Source organism: Pseudomonas mandelii (assembly GCF_900106065.1).
In the GTDB taxonomy this organism is placed as follows: Bacteria; Pseudomonadota; Gammaproteobacteria; order Pseudomonadales; family Pseudomonadaceae; genus Aquipseudomonas; species Aquipseudomonas mandelii.
Genome location: NZ_LT629796.1, coordinates 4,721,265 through 4,737,717 on the forward strand (window position 1 = coordinate 4,721,265; position 16,453 = coordinate 4,737,717).

The following is a 16,453-nucleotide window of genomic DNA, read 5'->3' on the forward strand; positions in this document are numbered from 1 at the left end:
AAAATTCGCCGGTTTTTTACCGGAAATTGATGATTATGTAGTGGCAAAACGACCGAGTGTTACGGAGGGTTACGGATAAGACAGCGGTATCTCCAAAAAATTGACTGCGCTGAAAGCCCCGGTTTTACTGGGCTGCATCGCTGCGTGATTTTTTTGAACCTGATTTTGTTACGGATCGCACGACAGGCGCGCATTGCTACGGGAGGCACTCGGCGGCATAATGTAGCCCCTTTTTTCTGCCCCTACATGTGGAAGGTTCCCGTGACTCAGAAGCCCGACCAGTGTCTTGGTGAATGGATCGACCGTGAAGCACTCGCAGAAGCGATGATTCCGCTTATCGGTCAGCTCTACCGCAATAACAACGTGGTGAGCTCGATCTATGGCCGCAGCCTGATCAATCGTTCAGTCATTGCGATTCTCAAAGCTCACCGCTTTGCTCGTCATCGTCAGTCCGATGACAGCGAATTGTCCGTCCACGAAACATTCCCGCTGCTCAAGGCGATGAGCGAGCTCAAGCTCGGCGCCGCTTCGGTTGACCTGGGCAAGCTTGCGGTCAAGTTCAAAGCCGAAGGCAATGGCCGCACTGCCGAGCAGTTCGTCCGCGAAGAACTGGCTGACGTCGTTGGTCAGCAGAACGTTTCCGCTCGCAAAGGCACCGACGTTGTCCTGTACGGCTTCGGTCGTATCGGCCGTCTGCTGGCGCGCATCCTGATCGAGAAAACCGGTGGTGGCGACGGCCTGCGTCTGCGCGCCATCGTTGTCCGCAAGGGCGCCGAGAACGATCTGGTCAAGCGTGCAAGCCTGCTGCGTCGTGACTCGGTTCATGGTCCGTTCGATGGCACCATCACTATTGATGAAGCCAACAACACCATCACCGCCAACGGCAACCTGATCCAGGTGATCTACGCGAAGAACCCGACTGAAGTGGATTACACCCAGTACGGCATCAAAGACGCGCTGCTGGTGGACAACACCGGTGTATGGCGCGACGCCGAGGGCCTGGGTCAACACCTGGCTTGCCCAGGTATCGACCGCGTTGTTCTGACCGCGCCGGGTAAAGGCAAGCTGAAGAACATCGTTCACGGCATCAACCACGGTGATATCACTGCTGACGACAAGATCGTTTCCGCCGCTTCCTGCACCACCAACGCCATCGTGCCGGTGCTCAAAGCTGTGAACGACAAGTTCGGCATCGTAAATGGTCACGTTGAAACCGTTCACTCGTACACCAACGACCAGAACCTGATCGACAACTTCCACAAAGGCGATCGCCGTGGCCGTAGTGCCGCGCTGAACATGGTGATCACCGAGACCGGTGCTGCCACTGCTGCTGCCAAGGCACTGCCTGAGCTGGCCGGCAAGCTAACCGGTAACGCGATCCGCGTTCCGACGCCAAACGTGTCGATGGCCATTCTCAACCTGAACCTTGAGAAAGCCACCACTCGTGAAGAGATCAACGAGTACCTGCGCCAGATGGCCATGCACTCCGATCTGCATAAGCAAATCGACTACGTCAATTCGCAGGAAGTGGTTTCCACCGACTTCGTTGGCTCGCGCCACGCAGGCGTTGTGGACGCTGAAGCGACCATCACCCAAGACAACCGCGTTGTTCTGTACGTCTGGTACGACAACGAGTTCGGTTACAGCTGCCAGGTGGTTCGCGTGATGGAAGACATGGCCGGTGTAAACCCGCCAGCATTCCCGCGCTAAGCCTTAGCTGCACATGAAAACGCCCCGACTTTGGTCGGGGCGTTTTTGTTTGTGCAATTTGTCAGTTTCCAGAGGTGTGGTTTGTGCCGGCCTTTACGCGGGCATGCGCCCGCTCAAAACTGGCAAATGACCTGTAGGAGCGAGGCTTGCCCGCGAAAGCGATTTGTCAGGCGCCGCCGACCACCGCGGCTTGCGCAGTCCGCAGTTCATGCCGATTGCCTTTGAACAACACCAGCGTCGCAATCAACCCCAGCACCGCCGCGCCAGTGAGCCAGATCCCCGGCGCTGCCTTGTTATCCAGCACATGGATCAAGTACGTACACGCCGCAGGTGTAAACCCGCCGAACGTTGCAGTCGCCAGGCTGTAGGCCAGGGAGAAGCCGGTGGTACGAACTTCCACCGGCATGATCTCGGTCAGCGCCACCACCATGGCGCCGTTGTACGAGCCGTACAGGAACGACAGCCACAACTCGACGATCAGCAAATGGCTGAAGCTCGGGTTCGCCACCAGCCATGACAGGGCAGGGTAGGCCGTAAGGATCGCCAGAATGGTCGCCGCCAGGAGTAGGGGTTTGCGCCCGATCTTGTCGGACACGGCACCCATGACAGGCAACCAGAAAAAATTCGACAGACCGATACAGACCGTCACCAGCAACGCATCCAGATCCGACAGATGCAATTCGGCTTTGCCGAAGGTCGGGGTGTAGGCGGTGATCAGGTAGAACGACACGGTGGTCATCACCACCAGCGCCATGCCGGCGATGACGATGCCAAAGTTCTGACTGATCGAGCGGACGACGTCCCGCAGGGTAGGGCGGTGTTTGCGCGCCTGGAATTCCGGGGTTTCTTCAAGCGAACGACGAATCACGAAAATCACCGGCACAATCATGCAGCCGATCAGGAATGGAACACGCCAGCCCCAGTCACCCATTTCTTCGGGGCTGAGCCAATAGTTCAAACCGACTCCCAGCAGACCGGCGAACACCACCGCGGCTTGCTGACTGGCGGATTGCCAACTGACAAAGAAGCCCTTGCGACCCGGCGTGGAAATCTCTGCCAGGTACACCGACACGCCGCCCAGTTCCACGCCGGCCGAGAAGCCTTGCAGCAGGCGGCCGAACAGCACGAGCAGCGGCGCGGCCACGCCGAGGGTGGCGTAACCCGGCACGCAGGCAATCAGCACCGTGCCGGCAGCCATCATCGCCAGGGTGATGATCAAGCCTTTGCGGCGGCCATGACGGTCGATGTAGGCGCCGAGGAAAATCGCGCCCAGCGGGCGCATCAGGAAACCAGCACCGAAAGTGGCCAGCGACAACATCAGGGAGGCAAAAGCGCTGTCGGCAGGAAAGAACGTTTTCGCGATGGCCGTGGCGTAAAAGCCGTAGACCATAAAGTCGAACATTTCGAGAAAGTTACCGCTGACAACGCGAAAAATCGCCTTGCCTTTGCTCGTGTTGGAGGACATTTGTAGATACTCACTCTGGTACGTCTTGTTTGAACGCGCTGCGCTTGCACGAGCCTGTGTGGCGAAGTGAGGCTCCCACAGGTTTTGCGTCTGACAGGCAGATGAGGCAGGTCTGGCTCCCATGCGCTCTGAAGCCCATAATGGCGGGCGCGGTTTTGGGGGGGGGATGAAGATTTGTTAACTGGACGGTGGACTGGGATTGTGATGCTGGTCGGTGTTTTGTCCGGTTGTGGCAACGGCGACAGTCTGGAACGCTTCGACGGCCCAGCCATGGGCAGTCGTTATTCCATTCAATACGTGAGGCATTCCTACACGCTCGCGCCGAAAGCGGTGCAGGCTGAAGTAGAAAATATCCTCGCTGAAGTGGATCGACAATTCTCGACCTACCGCAGCGATTCGGACGTCGAGCGCTTCAACGATCTCCCTGCCAATCGCTGTCAGAAAATGCCCGCGCCGATCCTCAAACTGATCCGCGTTGCTCAGCTGCTGTCGGAACAAAGCGAAGGCTCCTACGACCTGACTGTGGAACCGCTGCTCAATCTCTGGGGGTTCGGCCCGCAAGCCCGTGAGGAAAAAGTCCCCACCGCCCAGTCGCTCGCCGAAGTAAGGCAGAGGGTTGGCTACCAACACCTGCGCATCGATCGCGATCAGCTGTGCAAGGACGCCGCCGTCGAAGTCGACTTCAACAGCATCGCCGCCGGTTACGCCGTCGATACCATTGCCGAAAAACTCGAAGCGATGGGCATCCGCAGCTACCTGGTCGAGGTCACCGGCGAACTCAAGGCGGCCGGCAAGAAACACGACGGCTCGCCATGGCGCATCGCTCTGGAAGAGCCTCGGGATGATCAGCAAGTGGCCGAACGTGTGATTGTTGTCGACGGCTACGGAGTGTCCACTTCCGGCGACTACCGTAACTATTTCGAGCAGGACGGTCGGCGCTATTCCCACACCTTCGATGCCCGCACCGGTGCGCCGGTCTCACACACCCTGGCGTCGGTCACAGTGATTAATCCTTCAGCGTTAATGGCCGATGGCTTATCGACACTGTTGCTGATTCTCGGACCGGAGCGCGGTTGGGACTACGCAGAAAAACACGATATCGGCGCATTTTTTGTGATCCGTACCGATACAGGTTTCGTCACACGAACCAATCAGGCTTTTGAGCGCCTCAGTGGCGGCAAAACTGAATGATTGCGACGGTTCGCGCATCGAAGACTGGCGTTGTAGTGCAGGCAAAACTAGCCTACGACGCGACCAAGGGTTAATGTGCCCGGCGTTGACGCTTCTATAGACTGTGTCCGGGTTCTGCATTGGCCCCAAATTGTTCCTTCACGCCACAGATCGGCGTGATTTAGCCGCAGGTGCCGAGGGCACTGCGGCCTGTTCTGAGGAGTACGCATGGCTGTCTACAACTACGACGTGGTGGTACTGGGTTCCGGCCCGGCGGGAGAAGGCGCGGCAATGAACGCCGCCAAAGCAGGGCGCAAGGTGGCGATGGTCGATAGCCGTCGCCAGGTCGGCGGCAACTGCACCCACCTGGGTACCATCCCGTCCAAGGCACTGCGTCACTCGGTCCGGCAGATCATGCAGTTCAACACCAACCCGATGTTCCGGGCCATTGGTGAGCCGCGCTGGTTCTCGTTTCCGGACGTGCTGAAAAGCGCCGAAAAAGTCATTTCCAAACAAGTCGCCTCGCGCACCGGCTACTACGCCCGTAATCGCGTCGACGTGTTCTTCGGCACCGGCAGCTTCGCCGACGAGCAAACCATCGAAGTGGTCTGCGCCAACGGTGTGGTCGAAAAACTGGTGGCCAAGCACATCATCATCGCCACCGGCTCGCGTCCTTATCGCCCGGCGGACATCGATTTCCATCACCCGCGCATCTACGATAGCGACACCATCCTCAGCCTCGGCCACACCCCGCGCAAACTCATCGTTTACGGCGCTGGCGTGATCGGTTGCGAATACGCGTCGATCTTCAGTGGCCTGGGTGTGCTGGTTGAACTGGTGGACAACCGCGGTCAGTTGCTGAGTTTCCTGGACTCGGAAATTTCCCAGGCCCTGAGCTACCACTTCAGCAACAACAACATCACGGTTCGCCACAACGAAGACTACGACCGCGTCGAAGGCGTGGACAACGGCGTGATCCTGCACCTCAAGTCCGGCAAGAAGATCAAGGCCGATGCCTTGCTCTGGTGCAACGGTCGTACCGGCAACACCGACCAGCTGGGTCTGGAAAACATCGGCGTGAAGGTCAACAGCCGTGGCCAGATCGAAGTCGACGAAGCCTATCGCACCTGCGTACCGAACATTTACGGTGCCGGTGACGTGATCGGCTGGCCGAGCCTGGCCAGTGCCGCCCACGACCAGGGTCGTTCGGCCGCTGGCAGCATCGTCGATAACAACAGCTGGCGCTTCGTCAACGACGTGCCGACCGGTATCTACACCATTCCGGAGATCAGCTCGATCGGCAAGAACGAGCAGGAGCTGACTCAGGCCAAGGTGCCCTACGAAGTGGGCAAGGCGTTCTTCAAGGGCATGGCGCGTGCACAGATTGCCGGCGAGCCCCAGGGCATGCTGAAAATCCTGTTCCACCGCGAGACCCTGGAAGTGCTGGGCGTTCACTGCTTCGGTTATCAGGCGTCGGAGATCGTTCACATCGGTCAGGCGATCATGAGCCAGCCGGGCGAACTGAACACCCTGAAGTACTTCGTCAACACGACGTTCAACTACCCGACCATGGCCGAAGCCTATCGGGTAGCGGCTTACGATGGCCTCAACCGGCTTTTTTGAGTGGCTCCGGCCGGTGGCCTGAGCCGGCCGGGGAGACCGATTTCAGCAATTCTCGAGGGTGGCGCTGGCCAAACCGGGAAAGTCTGTAATCAGGCTGTCAACGCCGAAGTCGGCGAGTCTGCGCATCAGCGCGGGCTCGTTGACTGTCCATACCGACACATGCAGCCCCTGACGCTGCGCCTTCTGCAGGCGTTCCGGCGTACACAGGGTCCAGTTCAGCGCCAGAATCTCACAGCCGTAACTCTGGGCGACTTTCAACGGGTCGAGCCATGCATATTCAGCCACCAATCCACGAGACACGTCCGGCACCAGGTCCAGCGCGGCTTTCAGCACTTCGCGTGAACTCGACGTGATCGTGACCTTGTCGAGCAGGCCGAAACGCTGAGCCATTTCGCGTATCGCCAGCACGGTCGTTGCGGCACGGGTGCGAGATGCGCTTTTGACTTCCAGCTGCCAATGCTCGAAATCGCATTTCTCGAACAACTCTTCCAGCGTGGGGATCGGGCAAGGCTTGATCCAGCCCGGCCCGCCCTTGCGTGCGTCGTAGGTCACCAGCTCGGCCGCCGTGTGCTCGACGACCTTGCCGCGTCGGTCGGTGGTGCGCTTGAGTGTCGGGTCGTGGATGACCATCAACTCGTTGTCCATGGACAGGTGCAGGTCCAGTTCACAGCGGCGCACGCCATGCTTGAGGCATTGCTGGAAACTGGTCAGCGTGTTTTCCGGTGCTTCGCCCTTGGCGCCGCGATGGCCGTAGATGAGGGTCACGGTTCTTCCTTAAATTAAATGCCTGATTCGTTTTCGCGGGCCAGACGTCGTTCCTGGGCCTGCTTCTGCAAAATGTAGCGGGCCAGCAATTGGCGCTGGGCGTCGGTCGGGTATTCGAACTCGGTGCCAACGTCGTAGGCGCCAGCCTTGCGATCGCAATGCGTGACCTTGGCCCGCAGCAACAGGCCGAGGGCTTGTGGCATCAGCACCAGTTTGACCGACAGGTGCGCGCCCACGGCGATGGGCGTCGGGTGCTGGAAGTCGATACCGCCTTCGGAAATGATCACCGGCTGCGGCTCGCCGATCTGCCCGAGTACGGTGATGGCGATCACCTGGCTCAGCAGATCGATGCGTTTGTTCTGGGATTTCAGGAACGCAGCGAGGTTGCGGTCGCGCTCACTGATCTGGCGCAGCAGGTGTTGCGACTCGAATTCGCTCAGGTGCAGTTCGCTGAGCAAGTTGAACAGTGGGGAAGCATCCTGCAACACTTCCTGGCCTGCGGCTTCGGGAGCGGACAGGGGCCGAATTTCCAGTGCGATCGTGTCCTCGATACGGTAGTATTCGCGGCGATCTTCTTCATCTAATGTCGACATGGCGAACCCATGGTAGCGGCGGTGGTCTGAGTGTAAAGCTGGTTATCGACCCCCGCCACAAGGACGTTCCTTTTCCCTCCGAACAAGCCCCGACATGTTCAGACCTCTCTTCGTATTTATTGGCACGCGTTATACCCGTGCAAAGCGCCGCAATCATTTTGTGTCATTCATTTCCCTGACCTCGATGATCGGACTCGCCCTCGGCGTGGTCGTGATGATCGTCGTGCTTTCGGTCATGAACGGCTTCGATCATGAGATGCGCACCCGCGTGCTGGGCATGGTGCCCCACGCGACCATCGAGTCCGGTGAACCGATCAGCGACTGGCAAAGCCTGGCCGCCAAGGTCAAGCAGAACCCGCAGGTGACGGCCGTTGCGCCGTTCACCCAGATGCAGGGTTTGCTGACCAACAACGGCAAGGTCTCCAAAGTCCTGCTCAATGCCATCGACCCTGCGCTGGAACGCCAGGTCTCGATCATTGATAACTTCATGCAGCAGGGCAAACTCGACGACCTCACGCCGGGCAGCTTCGGCATTGTCATCGGTGACAAGGCGGCCGCCAAGCTTGGCGCCGCGGTTGGCGACAAGCTGACATTCGTGGCACCGGAAGTCACGGTGACCCCGGCCGGGATGTTCCCGCGCATGAAACGCTTTACCGTGGTCGGTATTTTCCATGTCGGCGCCGGTGAGATCGACGGGTACCTGGGTGTCACCAACCTGCAGGATCTGGCGAAAATGCATCGCTGGAAGCCGGATCAGGTCCAGGGCATCCGCCTGAAGTTCGATGACCTGTTCCAGGCCCCGCGCACGGCGTGGAATATCGCCCAGCAACTTGGTGAGGACCATTTCTACGCCCGCGACTGGACCCGTACCCACGGCAATCTGTATCAGGCGATCCGCATGGAAAAAGCCATGATCGGCCTGCTGTTGCTGCTGATCGTCGCCGTCGCGGCCTTCAACATCATTTCCACGCTGGTGATGGTGGTGAACGACAAGAAGGGTGACATCGCGATTCTGCGAACCCTGGGCTCCACGCCGGGGCAGATCATGGCGATCTTCATGGTCCAGGGCACGGTCATTGGCGTGATCGGCACGCTGATCGGCGCCGTGGTCGGGATCTTCGCCGCGTTGAACGTCAGCGCTGCGATCTCGGCCCTCGAAGGGTTGATCGGCCACAAATTCCTGAACGCCGACGTGTATTTCATCGATTACCTGCCGTCGCAAGTGCAGAGCCAGGACGTGTTGATGGTCTGCGCCGCCGCGTTGGTCCTGAGTTTCCTCGCCACCCTGTATCCAGCCTGGCGTGCCGCGCGCACCCAGCCTGCGGAGGCGCTACGTTATGAGTGAGTTGGGTATGAGTGATAAAGCAATCTTGAGCTGCCGCAACCTGGGCAAGTCCTACGAGGAAGGCCCGGAGTCGGTAGAAGTGCTGGCCGGTCTGCAACTGGAGTTGCATCCGGGTGAGCGCGTGGCGATTGTCGGCACCTCGGGTTCGGGCAAAAGTACCTTGCTCAACCTGTTGGGCGGTCTCGACACGCCGACCAAGGGCAGCGTCTGGCTCGATGGCGAAGAGCTGTCGGCCCTGAGCGAGAAGAAACGCGGCCTGCTGCGCAACCGGTCGCTGGGTTTCGTCTACCAGTTCCACCATTTGCTGCCTGAGTTCACCGCGCTGGAAAACGTCTGCATGCCGCTGCTGATCGGCAAGACTGCGATTCCGGAAGCGCGCCAGCGTGCGACTGCGTTGCTGGAGCGGGTAGGGCTTGGCCATCGCCTGGAGCACAAACCGTCTGAACTGTCCGGCGGCGAACGTCAGCGCGTTGCCATCGCCCGCGCCTTGGTGAACAAGCCAGGCCTGGTGATGCTCGACGAGCCGACCGGCAACCTCGACTCCCACACCGCCCAGGGCATTCAGGATTTGATGCTGGAACTCAGCACCTCGATGCGCACGGCGTTCCTGGTGGTGACTCACGACATGAACCTGGCTCGCCAGATGGATCGCGTCCTGCATTTGCAGGAAGGTTGCCTGACGCCCATCTGATTGGCCGAAACCCGGCGTGCTGAACAGTACGTCGGGTCTTTTATTTTTATACGGTGCCCCAGCGAATGTTCAGACCGTTATCGATCTTTATCGGCACGCGCTATACCCGCGCCAAGCGCCGCAATCGCTTTGTTTCCTTCATCTCGATGACCTCGATGATCGGTCTCGCCCTCGGCGTGCTGGCGATGATTGTGGTGCTGTCGGTGATGAACGGCTTCCAGCGCGAAATGAGCTCGCGCATCCTCGGAATGGTGCCGCACGCGACCATCGTCGGCGTGAAGCCGATCGACGATTGGCAGCCCGTGGCCGCCGCCGCGATGAAAAACCCGGAAGTCACTGCCGCCGTGCCGTTCACCGAGATGGAAGGCATGCTCTCCTATAAAGGCACGATGCAGCCAATTCAGGTCAGCGGTGTAGATCCCGCACTGGAAGGCAAGGTGTCGATCGTTGCCCAGCACATCGTTCAGGGCCGTCTCGATGCGTTGAAACCGGGCGAGTTCGGCGTGGTGATCGGCGAAATCACCGCGCGGCGTTTCCGCTTGAATGTCGGCGACAAGATCACCCTGATCGTGCCGGAAGTCAGCAACGCACCGGGCGGCATTACCCCGCGCATGCAGCGGCTGAACGTAGTGGGCGTGTTCAAGGTCGGTGCCGAGCTGGATGGCTCGATGGCGCTGATCCACGTCGCCGATGCCGCGCAGATGCAGCACTGGGAACCGAACCAGGTGCAGAGCGTGCGTTTGGCGGTGAAGGATTTGTACGCGGCGCCGAAGGTCTCCAGCGATATCGCGGGCGGGCTGGGCACCGCTTACAAGGCTGATGACTGGACCCACACCCAGGGCAGTCTGTTCAGTGCGATGAAGATGGAAAAAACCATGATCGGCCTGCTGTTGCTGATGATCGTCGCCGTGGCGGCGTTCAACATCATCGCTACGTTGATCATGGTGGTGAACGACAAGGGCGCGGACATCGCGATCCTGCGCACCATTGGCGCCACACCGCGGCAGATCATGGCGATCTTCATGGTGCAGGGCACGGTGATCGGGGTTGTCGGCACCTTGATCGGTGGCGTTCTGGGCGTGATAGCGGCGCTGAACGTCAGCGAGCTGGTGGGGTGGATGGAGCGGGTCAGTGGCCAGCACATCTTCAGTTCTGACGTGTATTTCGTCAGTAACCTGCCGTCGGAGTTGCAGGGTGGGGATGTGTTGTTGATCTGCTCGGCGGGGTTCGTCCTGAGCTTCCTGGCGACGGTCTACCCGGCCTGGCGTGCGGCGAAGATCGAGCCAGCACACGCGTTGCGGTATTCGTAAGTCGTTACACCGCCGTCATGAGCAGGCTCGCTCCCATTGGATCTGATTCAACTCGGTCACGGTGGGAGCGAGCCTGCTCGCGATGGGGCCGGCTCTGCTGGCCTTAATCTCCCTTTGGCAACTCAATCACAAAACGCGTCCACCCATCATTCGATTCGCAATGAATCTGTCCGCCATGGGCGCGGATGATTGACTGAGTGATCGCTAATCCCAATCCCGCATGTTCACTACTGCCTTCCTGGCGCGCCGGATCGGTCCGATAAAACCGGTCAAACAATCGCGGCAGCAACGCCCCGTCAATCCCGTCCCCACTGTTCTCGACCGTCAAGCTCAAGGCTTTGACCTGATCGACAATCCGCACCCGAACCTCGCCTTCGGCTGGTGTAAACCGCAACGCGTTGTCCAGCAGATTGGAAAGTGCCCGACGCAACATGCTGCGATCTCCCTCCATGCGCGCACTGCCTTCACGACTCAACCTGACCTGCGCGTCCTCCGCCAACGGCGCAAAAAACTCCAGCAACAGATCCACTTCTCCCGCCAGCTCCAGCGGTTCGCGCTTGGGCATCAACAACCCATGGTCAGCCTTGGCCAGATACAACATGTCGTTGACCAGTTGCGCCATCCATTGCAGTTCTTCGAGGTTGCTGTGCAGCGCTTCGCGGTAGTCCTCGATAGGCCGAGGGCGGGTGAGGGTGACTTGGGTGTGGGTCAGCAGGTTCGACAACGGCGTGCGCAGCTCATGGGCGATGTCAGCGGAAAACGCCGAGAGCCGTTGAAATGAGTCGTCCAGGCGTCCGAGCATGGCGTTGAAGCTGTGGGCCAATTCCTCGAGCTCCGACGGCATATTCTCGTCGGGCAGCCGGGCATTGAGCGATTGCGCTGAAACGCCGCTGGCGATCGCGCTCATGCGTCGCAACGGGCGCAAACCACTGCGTGCCGCCCACGCACCGAGCAACGCGGTGGCCAGCGCCGACAAGCCGACGGTCATCCAGATCAGGCGCTGCATGCGTTGCAGAAAGTGCTGGTGATGGGTGATGTCCAGCAGCAAGGTCAGTTGCGGTGAGTCAGGTTTGTCGAGATACAACGGAGCATTGAGGACGCGGTAGTCGGTACCTTCGCTACTCACCGTGGACAAACCCGCCTGGGTAGGTAATTCCCGGGGCAGGTGCGCCGAACTGTCATACCAGCGCTGGCCATCGCTGCCAGTGATTCGCAGCGACAGGTCGGCCTGCCGACTCAGTTCATCCGTCAGTCTGACTTCGCTTTCACTCGGCTGAACGTCATGCAGCGCGCGGCGTAAACCCATCAGTTTGCCGTCCAGCAACTGCTGATCGAGTTCGACGAAGTGCGCCTCGCTGGCGCGACTGAACAACACTCCGGCAAACAATGAAACCACGGCGGTACAGGCCGCAAACAGCAACGCCAGGCGACTGCTCAGCGAGAGTCGACGCATCAGGCAGGTCGCTCTTCAAGGACATAACCCATGCCGCGCACGGTATGAATCAGCTTGTTGGGGAATTCATCGTCGATCTTCAGGCGCAAACGGCGGATCGCGACCTCGATGACATTGGTGTCGCTGTCGAAATTCATGTCCCAGACCTGGGAGGCAATCAGTGATTTGGGCAGCACCTCACCCTGGCGCCGCAGGAGCATTTCCAGCAGGGCGAACTCCTTGGCGGTCAGGTCGATGCGTTGACCGCCGCGCTCCACCCGGCGGCGGATCAAATCCAGCCGCAAGTCCGCCAGTTGCAGGCTGGTTTCCTGAGGCGAAGCGCTGCCGCGTCGCAACAGGCTGCGGACCCGAGCCAGCAATTCGGAAAAGGCGAACGGCTTGACCAGGTAATCGTCTGCGCCGAGTTCGAGGCCGTGGACCCTGTCCTCAACCGCATCTCGCGCCGTCAGAAAAAGGACTGGTGTATCGAGACCGGCGCCACGCACCGCCTGCAGGATTTGCCAGCCATCGCGACCGGGTAGCATCACATCAAGGATCAACAACGCGTAATCACCACTCAAGGCCAGTTGTTGGCCGGTGATGCCGTCGGCCGCCAGTTCGGTGTTGAAACCGGCCTCAGTCAGGCCCTGGCGCAGGTAGTGGCCGGTTTTCGGTTGGTCTTCGACGATCAGCAGCTTCATGGGCAACTCGAGGCAAGTGGAACGAAGGCTTTATACCGTGGGCAGCGTTGATACAGACCAACCTGACAAAGTTGTAATTTGGCTGTCAGGTCGCGGGCAGTGGCGACAGTTTAGAGTTTTCCACAGGCTGAACCTTATCTTGTTGGAGTACGACTATGTTTTTGCGTAAATATCAGGGGCTGGCCGCGTGTTTGTTGGCGTTAAGCTCGCCAGTGTGGGCCTCGTCGGCGCAGCCCCGGGATTTCGGTCAGCCGGCCCCGGCAACCAAGGCTACCCGAAGTGTCGAGGTGGTGATGGATGACATGTCATTCACGGCCAAGGCGATCGATATCAAAACGGGTGAGACGATTCGTTTTGTGCTGGTGAATAAAGGCCAGTTGTTGCACGAATTCAACCTCGGCGATGCGGCGATGCATGCCCGTCATCAGCAGGAAATGATGAAGATGCAGCAGAGCGGCATGCTCACGCCTACAGGCATGAAGGAAATGGACCACGGTTCGATGGCAGGCATGGATCACGGGATGATGAAGCACGATGACCCGAACAGTGTCCTCGTCGAGCCGGGAAAAACGGCCGAGCTGACCTGGACCTTCACGAAGGCCACCAACCTGGAATTTGCCTGCAACATTCCAGGCCATTACCAGGCGGGCATGGTCGGCAAACTGACTGTCAGTCAGTAAGCACTCAAAGGCCGGCGCAAAGGCTGGTAGAATCCGCTGATTCTTCAGTCAGGTTTCCGCCATGCATCCCGCAGCCGAACACTCGCCGCTGGGCAAATCCAGCGAATACATCGCCACTTATACGCCGTCCTTGCTGTTCCCGATCCCGCGCACCGCGAAATGGGCCGAGTTGGGCCTGACGGCGCAAACCCTGCCTTACAAGGGTGTGGACTTCTGGAACTGCTTCGAGCTGTCGTGGCTGTTGCCGTCCGGTAAGCCGGTGGTGGCGATTGGCGAATTCAGCATCCCGGCGGATTCGCCGAACATCATCGAGTCGAAGTCGTTCAAGCTGTACCTGAACTCGTTGAACCAGACACCGTTTGCCGATAGCGCGACCCTTGAAGCGACGCTGGTCAAAGACCTGTCGGCCGCTGCCGGCAAGCCGGTTGGCGTGCGGATTCGCAGCCTCAAGGATGTCGAAGCCGAAGGCGTCGTGGCGTTGCCGGGTGTGTGTATCGATGATCTGGAGATCAGCGTCAGCAACTACGAACATCCGCGCCCGGAGCTGCTGCGTTGCGATGATTCGCGCATTGTCGAAGAGAGCGTGCACAGTCATCTGCTCAAATCCAACTGCCCGGTCACCAGTCAGCCGGATTGGGGCAGCGTGGCGGTTGAATACCGTGGCGCGGCCCTGGATCACGCGAGTTTGCTGGAGTACATCGTGAGCTTCCGTCAGCACTCGGACTTTCACGAGCAGTGCGTGGAGCGGATTTTTCTCGACTTGCAGCGGTTGTTGAAACCGGAGAGGTTGACGGTGTATGCGCGGTATGTGCGGCGTGGTGGGCTGGACATCAACCCGTATCGCAGCACTGAAGACGTGCAGCTGCCGAACCATCGTCTGGTCCGTCAGTAAAATACTCCTGTAGGAGCGAGCCTGCTCGCGATGGCGGAGTGTCTGGCACCATCGATGTTGAATGTGCTGCCGTCATCGCGAGCAGGCTCGCTCCTACAAGGGATTGCAGTGCGATTCCCAGGTATGAAAAAGCCCCGCCATCACTGGCGGGGCTTTTTTGCATCTGGCGTATTCAGATCCCCATGTTGGCCAAGGCTTGCACGATGTTGCGCAAGGTGCCGGCAAGGGTAGGGTGTTCGATTTCGAAGCGCTCGACGGCAAGGTTTACGTTGTCGGCGAGGCTGGAGTCCTGGGTTTTGGTTTCGAGCTCAAGCTCCAGTTCGATCTGTTGCATCAGCGCGTGCAGGTCTTCGCGCTCGGCTTCCGTCAGCGGCGGATTCTGTTCCAATTGCTCGCGCAGAGTATTGAGCTGTTGTTGCAGTTCGCGGGCAGGCATGGCGTTCTTCCTTTTATCGATAGGCACTGGCATAGACCGCAGCAGCGTGCCAAAGGTCTATGGCTTGCCTTTAGATTAATCCACTCCCGCGCAACCTGCATGATCTCGATCAGGGCTTTTCGCCCTTGAGCCGACGCAGGCTGATGTCCGCCAGGCAGGTGTCGAGCTCGCCGAGGTGATCGATCACCGAATGCACACCCAGGCTGAACAACTGCACGGTCGCTTTACCACGCAGGTGTTCGCGCTCCTTTTGGCTCAAGGCCTGCCATTCGTTGGGCGCCAACCCGCAGAGCGAACCGCAGGACGCCAGGCCGATCGTCCATAACCCGGCATTCAGTCCCGATTGCAGCAGTCGCGGTTCGCCACTGACCAGCACGCAACCATCGAGTCGTTCGACATTCAATGCCATCAAGGCTTGCCAGCAAGCGTTCGGCGCCGGCCATGGATTGAGTGTTGCGGGGTGTTGCGAAGGTTTGATCCACGCAGGCAGGGCGCCGGCCAGCGAATGGGTGAGGGCGGGGGGCAACTCGTCGAGCCAGGCGCAAGGAATCTGCTGGCGCTGCAAGCTGTTCAGACTGTCCAGCGCGCCGGGGGTGACCTCGGCATGCGCTGGTGTGTGAGTATCGTGCTGGCGCATCCGGGCGCCGAAATCCACCAGGCAACCGCTGAGCCCGAACAGTACGGCGGTCAGGCTGGGTGCGGCAACGGGCAAGGCTTCGGCGTGCGGCATATCAACGTCCCTGAAATAACGACAAGGCTATGTGTTGCCGGTGACAGTTGCATGACACTGATGTGAAGCGCGCTCAGTCAGGACGAATCATCTGTAAGTCCTCACGCGCGAGGCTGCCCTAAACCGGCTTTTCCGTCTTATACTAGCCAGCTTATCGCCTGGGCCAAGTGCCCATGCCAGTACAATCCAAGGAGTTTTCTATGCGCTGGAGCAATCGTCTAGCTCAGCTTTGTGTGTGTGCCAGCGTGTTGCTGGTTCCGTTCGCAGCCCAGGCTGCCACGGAAGAAGACCCTTGGGAAAGCGTCAACCGTCCAATCTTCCAGTTCAACGACTTCGTCGACACCTATGCACTCAAGCCAATCGCTCAAGGCTACCAGTTCGTGACGCCGCAGTTTCTGGAAGACGGCATTCACAACATGTTCCGCAACGTCGGTGATGTCACCAACCTTGCCAACAACGTCTTGCAGGCTAAACCGGCCGCGGCTGGCGTCGATACTGCGCGTCTGATCTTCAACACTACCTTCGGCCTGCTGGGCTTCTTCGACGTCGGCACCAAAATGGGCCTGAATCGTAGCGACGAAGACTTCGGCCAGACGCTCGGTTACTGGGGCTTGGGCAGCGGCCCGTATGTGATGTTGCCGCTGTTGGGCCCAAGCACGTTGCGTGATGCGCCATCCAAGTACGTCGACGGCTACACCGGCCCGTATCGCTATATCAACGACGTGCCCGTGCGTAACTCGATCTTCGGCCTGAACATCGTCGACACCCGCGCCAGCTTGCTGTCGAGCGAGAAGTTGATCACTGGCGACAAATACACGTTCATTCGCAATGCGTATTTGCAGAACCGCGAGTTCAAGGTCAAAGACGGCCAGGTCGAAGACGATTTTTGATCTCTACCCGTGAAATGAAG

General features: G+C 59.4%; 16 protein-coding genes. 9 read left to right on the forward strand and 7 right to left on the reverse strand.

The window, feature by feature from the left end:
- Positions 1-246 precede the first annotated feature (246 nt).
- A complete protein-coding gene (locus BLU63_RS21785) occupies positions 247-1,710 on the forward strand; it encodes a glyceraldehyde-3-phosphate dehydrogenase (RefSeq protein WP_042932690.1) in 1,464 nt (487 codons plus the stop codon).
- 166 nt (positions 1,711-1,876) lie between these two features.
- Here BLU63_RS21785 and tcuC read toward each other — a convergent pair whose 3' ends face one another.
- Entirely contained in the window at positions 1,877-3,175 is a 1,299-nt protein-coding gene (gene tcuC / locus BLU63_RS21790) for an MFS transporter (RefSeq protein ID WP_083376190.1), read from the reverse strand.
- A gap of 204 nt (positions 3,176-3,379) precedes the next feature.
- On the opposite strand from tcuC, the gene BLU63_RS21795 reads away from it, so the two are divergent.
- Both BLU63_RS21795 and sthA read left to right on the forward strand, forming a co-directional pair.
- The gene (locus BLU63_RS21795) at positions 3,380-4,366 is read left to right on the forward strand and encodes an FAD:protein FMN transferase (RefSeq protein ID WP_083376191.1); all 987 of its coding nucleotides are present in this window, start codon (positions 3,380-3,382) and stop codon (positions 4,364-4,366) included.
- 207 nt (positions 4,367-4,573) lie between these two features.
- Complete coding sequence (gene sthA, locus BLU63_RS21800; RefSeq protein ID WP_083376192.1) at positions 4,574-5,968, forward strand: Si-specific NAD(P)(+) transhydrogenase; 1,395 nt, start codon at positions 4,574-4,576, stop codon at positions 5,966-5,968.
- Between the two features lie 42 nt (positions 5,969-6,010).
- Here sthA and BLU63_RS21805 read toward each other — a convergent pair whose 3' ends face one another.
- Both BLU63_RS21805 and BLU63_RS21810 read right to left on the reverse strand, forming a co-directional pair.
- Positions 6,011-6,733: a glycerophosphodiester phosphodiesterase gene (locus BLU63_RS21805; protein WP_010456321.1), complete on the reverse strand. Its 723-nt coding sequence runs from the start codon at positions 6,731-6,733 to the stop codon at positions 6,011-6,013.
- Between the two features lie 14 nt (positions 6,734-6,747).
- Positions 6,748-7,326 carry a PilZ domain-containing protein gene (locus BLU63_RS21810; protein ID WP_010456319.1) on the reverse strand — a complete coding sequence of 193 codons (579 nt, stop codon included), beginning with the start codon at positions 7,324-7,326 and terminating at the stop codon, positions 6,748-6,750.
- A 94-nt stretch (positions 7,327-7,420) separates the two neighbouring features.
- On the opposite strand from BLU63_RS21810, the gene BLU63_RS21815 reads away from it, so the two are divergent.
- The 3 genes from BLU63_RS21815 to BLU63_RS21825 all read left to right on the forward strand — a co-directional run bounded on the left by BLU63_RS21815 (position 7,421) and on the right by BLU63_RS21825 (position 10,672).
- Positions 7,421-8,671 carry a lipoprotein-releasing ABC transporter permease subunit gene (locus tag BLU63_RS21815; protein ID WP_010456317.1) on the forward strand — a complete coding sequence of 417 codons (1,251 nt, stop codon included), beginning with the start codon at positions 7,421-7,423 and terminating at the stop codon, positions 8,669-8,671.
- A 7-nt stretch (positions 8,672-8,678) separates the two neighbouring features.
- Entirely contained in the window at positions 8,679-9,362 is a 684-nt protein-coding gene (lolD, locus tag BLU63_RS21820) for a lipoprotein-releasing ABC transporter ATP-binding protein LolD (RefSeq protein ID WP_167362278.1), read from the forward strand.
- 65 nt (positions 9,363-9,427) lie between these two features.
- Positions 9,428-10,672 (forward strand): lipoprotein-releasing ABC transporter permease subunit, encoded by a 1,245-nt coding sequence (locus BLU63_RS21825; RefSeq protein ID WP_010456313.1) that lies wholly within the window; start codon positions 9,428-9,430, stop codon positions 10,670-10,672.
- A 103-nt stretch (positions 10,673-10,775) separates the two neighbouring features.
- Here the strand turns inward: BLU63_RS21825 and BLU63_RS21830 are convergent, their stop codons facing one another.
- The gene (locus BLU63_RS21830; protein ID WP_083376194.1) at positions 10,776-12,125 is read right to left on the reverse strand and encodes a heavy metal sensor histidine kinase; all 1,350 of its coding nucleotides are present in this window, start codon (positions 12,123-12,125) and stop codon (positions 10,776-10,778) included.
- Positions 12,125-12,805 (reverse strand): heavy metal response regulator transcription factor, encoded by a 681-nt coding sequence (locus BLU63_RS21835; RefSeq protein ID WP_010456310.1) that lies wholly within the window; start codon positions 12,803-12,805, stop codon positions 12,125-12,127. The genes BLU63_RS21830 and BLU63_RS21835 overlap by 1 nt, the downstream gene beginning before the upstream one ends.
- A 155-nt stretch (positions 12,806-12,960) precedes the next feature.
- Here BLU63_RS21835 and copI point away from each other — a divergent pair, with 155 nt between their 5' ends.
- Both copI and queF read left to right on the forward strand, forming a co-directional pair.
- Entirely contained in the window at positions 12,961-13,485 is a 525-nt protein-coding gene (copI, locus tag BLU63_RS21840; RefSeq protein ID WP_010456308.1) for a copper-resistant cuproprotein CopI, read from the forward strand.
- 61 nt (positions 13,486-13,546) lie between these two features.
- Complete coding sequence (gene queF / locus BLU63_RS21845; RefSeq protein ID WP_077748233.1) at positions 13,547-14,377, forward strand: NADPH-dependent 7-cyano-7-deazaguanine reductase QueF; 831 nt, start codon at positions 13,547-13,549, stop codon at positions 14,375-14,377.
- A 172-nt stretch (positions 14,378-14,549) separates the two neighbouring features.
- Here the strand turns inward: queF and BLU63_RS21850 are convergent, their stop codons facing one another.
- Both BLU63_RS21850 and BLU63_RS21855 read right to left on the reverse strand, forming a co-directional pair.
- Positions 14,550-14,813 (reverse strand): DUF4404 family protein, encoded by a 264-nt coding sequence (locus tag BLU63_RS21850; protein WP_008151367.1) that lies wholly within the window; start codon positions 14,811-14,813, stop codon positions 14,550-14,552.
- Between the two features lie 109 nt (positions 14,814-14,922).
- Entirely contained in the window at positions 14,923-15,543 is a 621-nt protein-coding gene (locus tag BLU63_RS21855; RefSeq protein ID WP_077748234.1) for a phosphatase, read from the reverse strand.
- Positions 15,544-15,743: 200 nt separating this feature from the next.
- Here BLU63_RS21855 and BLU63_RS21860 point away from each other — a divergent pair, with 200 nt between their 5' ends.
- Positions 15,744-16,433 carry an MlaA family lipoprotein gene (locus BLU63_RS21860; protein WP_010456300.1) on the forward strand — a complete coding sequence of 230 codons (690 nt, stop codon included), beginning with the start codon at positions 15,744-15,746 and terminating at the stop codon, positions 16,431-16,433.
- The last annotated feature ends 20 nt before the right edge of the window (positions 16,434-16,453 follow it).

Coding starts and splice junctions, on each gene's coding strand:
- tcuC (WP_083376190.1), bottom strand. CDS start 3,175: ATGTCCTCCAACACGAGCAAAGGCAAGGCGATTTTTCGCGTTGTCAGC.
- BLU63_RS21795 (WP_083376191.1), top strand. CDS start 3,380: ATGCTGGTCGGTGTTTTGTCCGGTTGTGGCAACGGCGACAGTCTGGAA.
- copI (WP_010456308.1), top strand. CDS start 12,961: ATGTTTTTGCGTAAATATCAGGGGCTGGCCGCGTGTTTGTTGGCGTTA.
- BLU63_RS21850 (WP_008151367.1), bottom strand. CDS start 14,813: ATGCCTGCCCGCGAACTGCAACAACAGCTCAATACTCTGCGCGAGCAA.
- BLU63_RS21825 (WP_010456313.1), top strand. CDS start 9,428: ATGTTCAGACCGTTATCGATCTTTATCGGCACGCGCTATACCCGCGCC.
- lolD (WP_167362278.1), top strand. CDS start 8,679: ATGAGTGATAAAGCAATCTTGAGCTGCCGCAACCTGGGCAAGTCCTAC.
- BLU63_RS21830 (WP_083376194.1), bottom strand. CDS start 12,125: ATGCGTCGACTCTCGCTGAGCAGTCGCCTGGCGTTGCTGTTTGCGGCC.
- BLU63_RS21810 (WP_010456319.1), bottom strand. CDS start 7,326: ATGTCGACATTAGATGAAGAAGATCGCCGCGAATACTACCGTATCGAG.
- BLU63_RS21855 (WP_077748234.1), bottom strand. CDS start 15,543: ATGCCGCACGCCGAAGCCTTGCCCGTTGCCGCACCCAGCCTGACCGCC.
- BLU63_RS21835 (WP_010456310.1), bottom strand. CDS start 12,805: ATGAAGCTGCTGATCGTCGAAGACCAACCGAAAACCGGCCACTACCTG.
- BLU63_RS21860 (WP_010456300.1), top strand. CDS start 15,744: ATGCGCTGGAGCAATCGTCTAGCTCAGCTTTGTGTGTGTGCCAGCGTG.
- BLU63_RS21815 (WP_010456317.1), top strand. CDS start 7,421: ATGTTCAGACCTCTCTTCGTATTTATTGGCACGCGTTATACCCGTGCA.
- queF (WP_077748233.1), top strand. CDS start 13,547: ATGCATCCCGCAGCCGAACACTCGCCGCTGGGCAAATCCAGCGAATAC.
- BLU63_RS21785 (WP_042932690.1), top strand. CDS start 247: ATGTGGAAGGTTCCCGTGACTCAGAAGCCCGACCAGTGTCTTGGTGAA.
- sthA (WP_083376192.1), top strand. CDS start 4,574: ATGGCTGTCTACAACTACGACGTGGTGGTACTGGGTTCCGGCCCGGCG.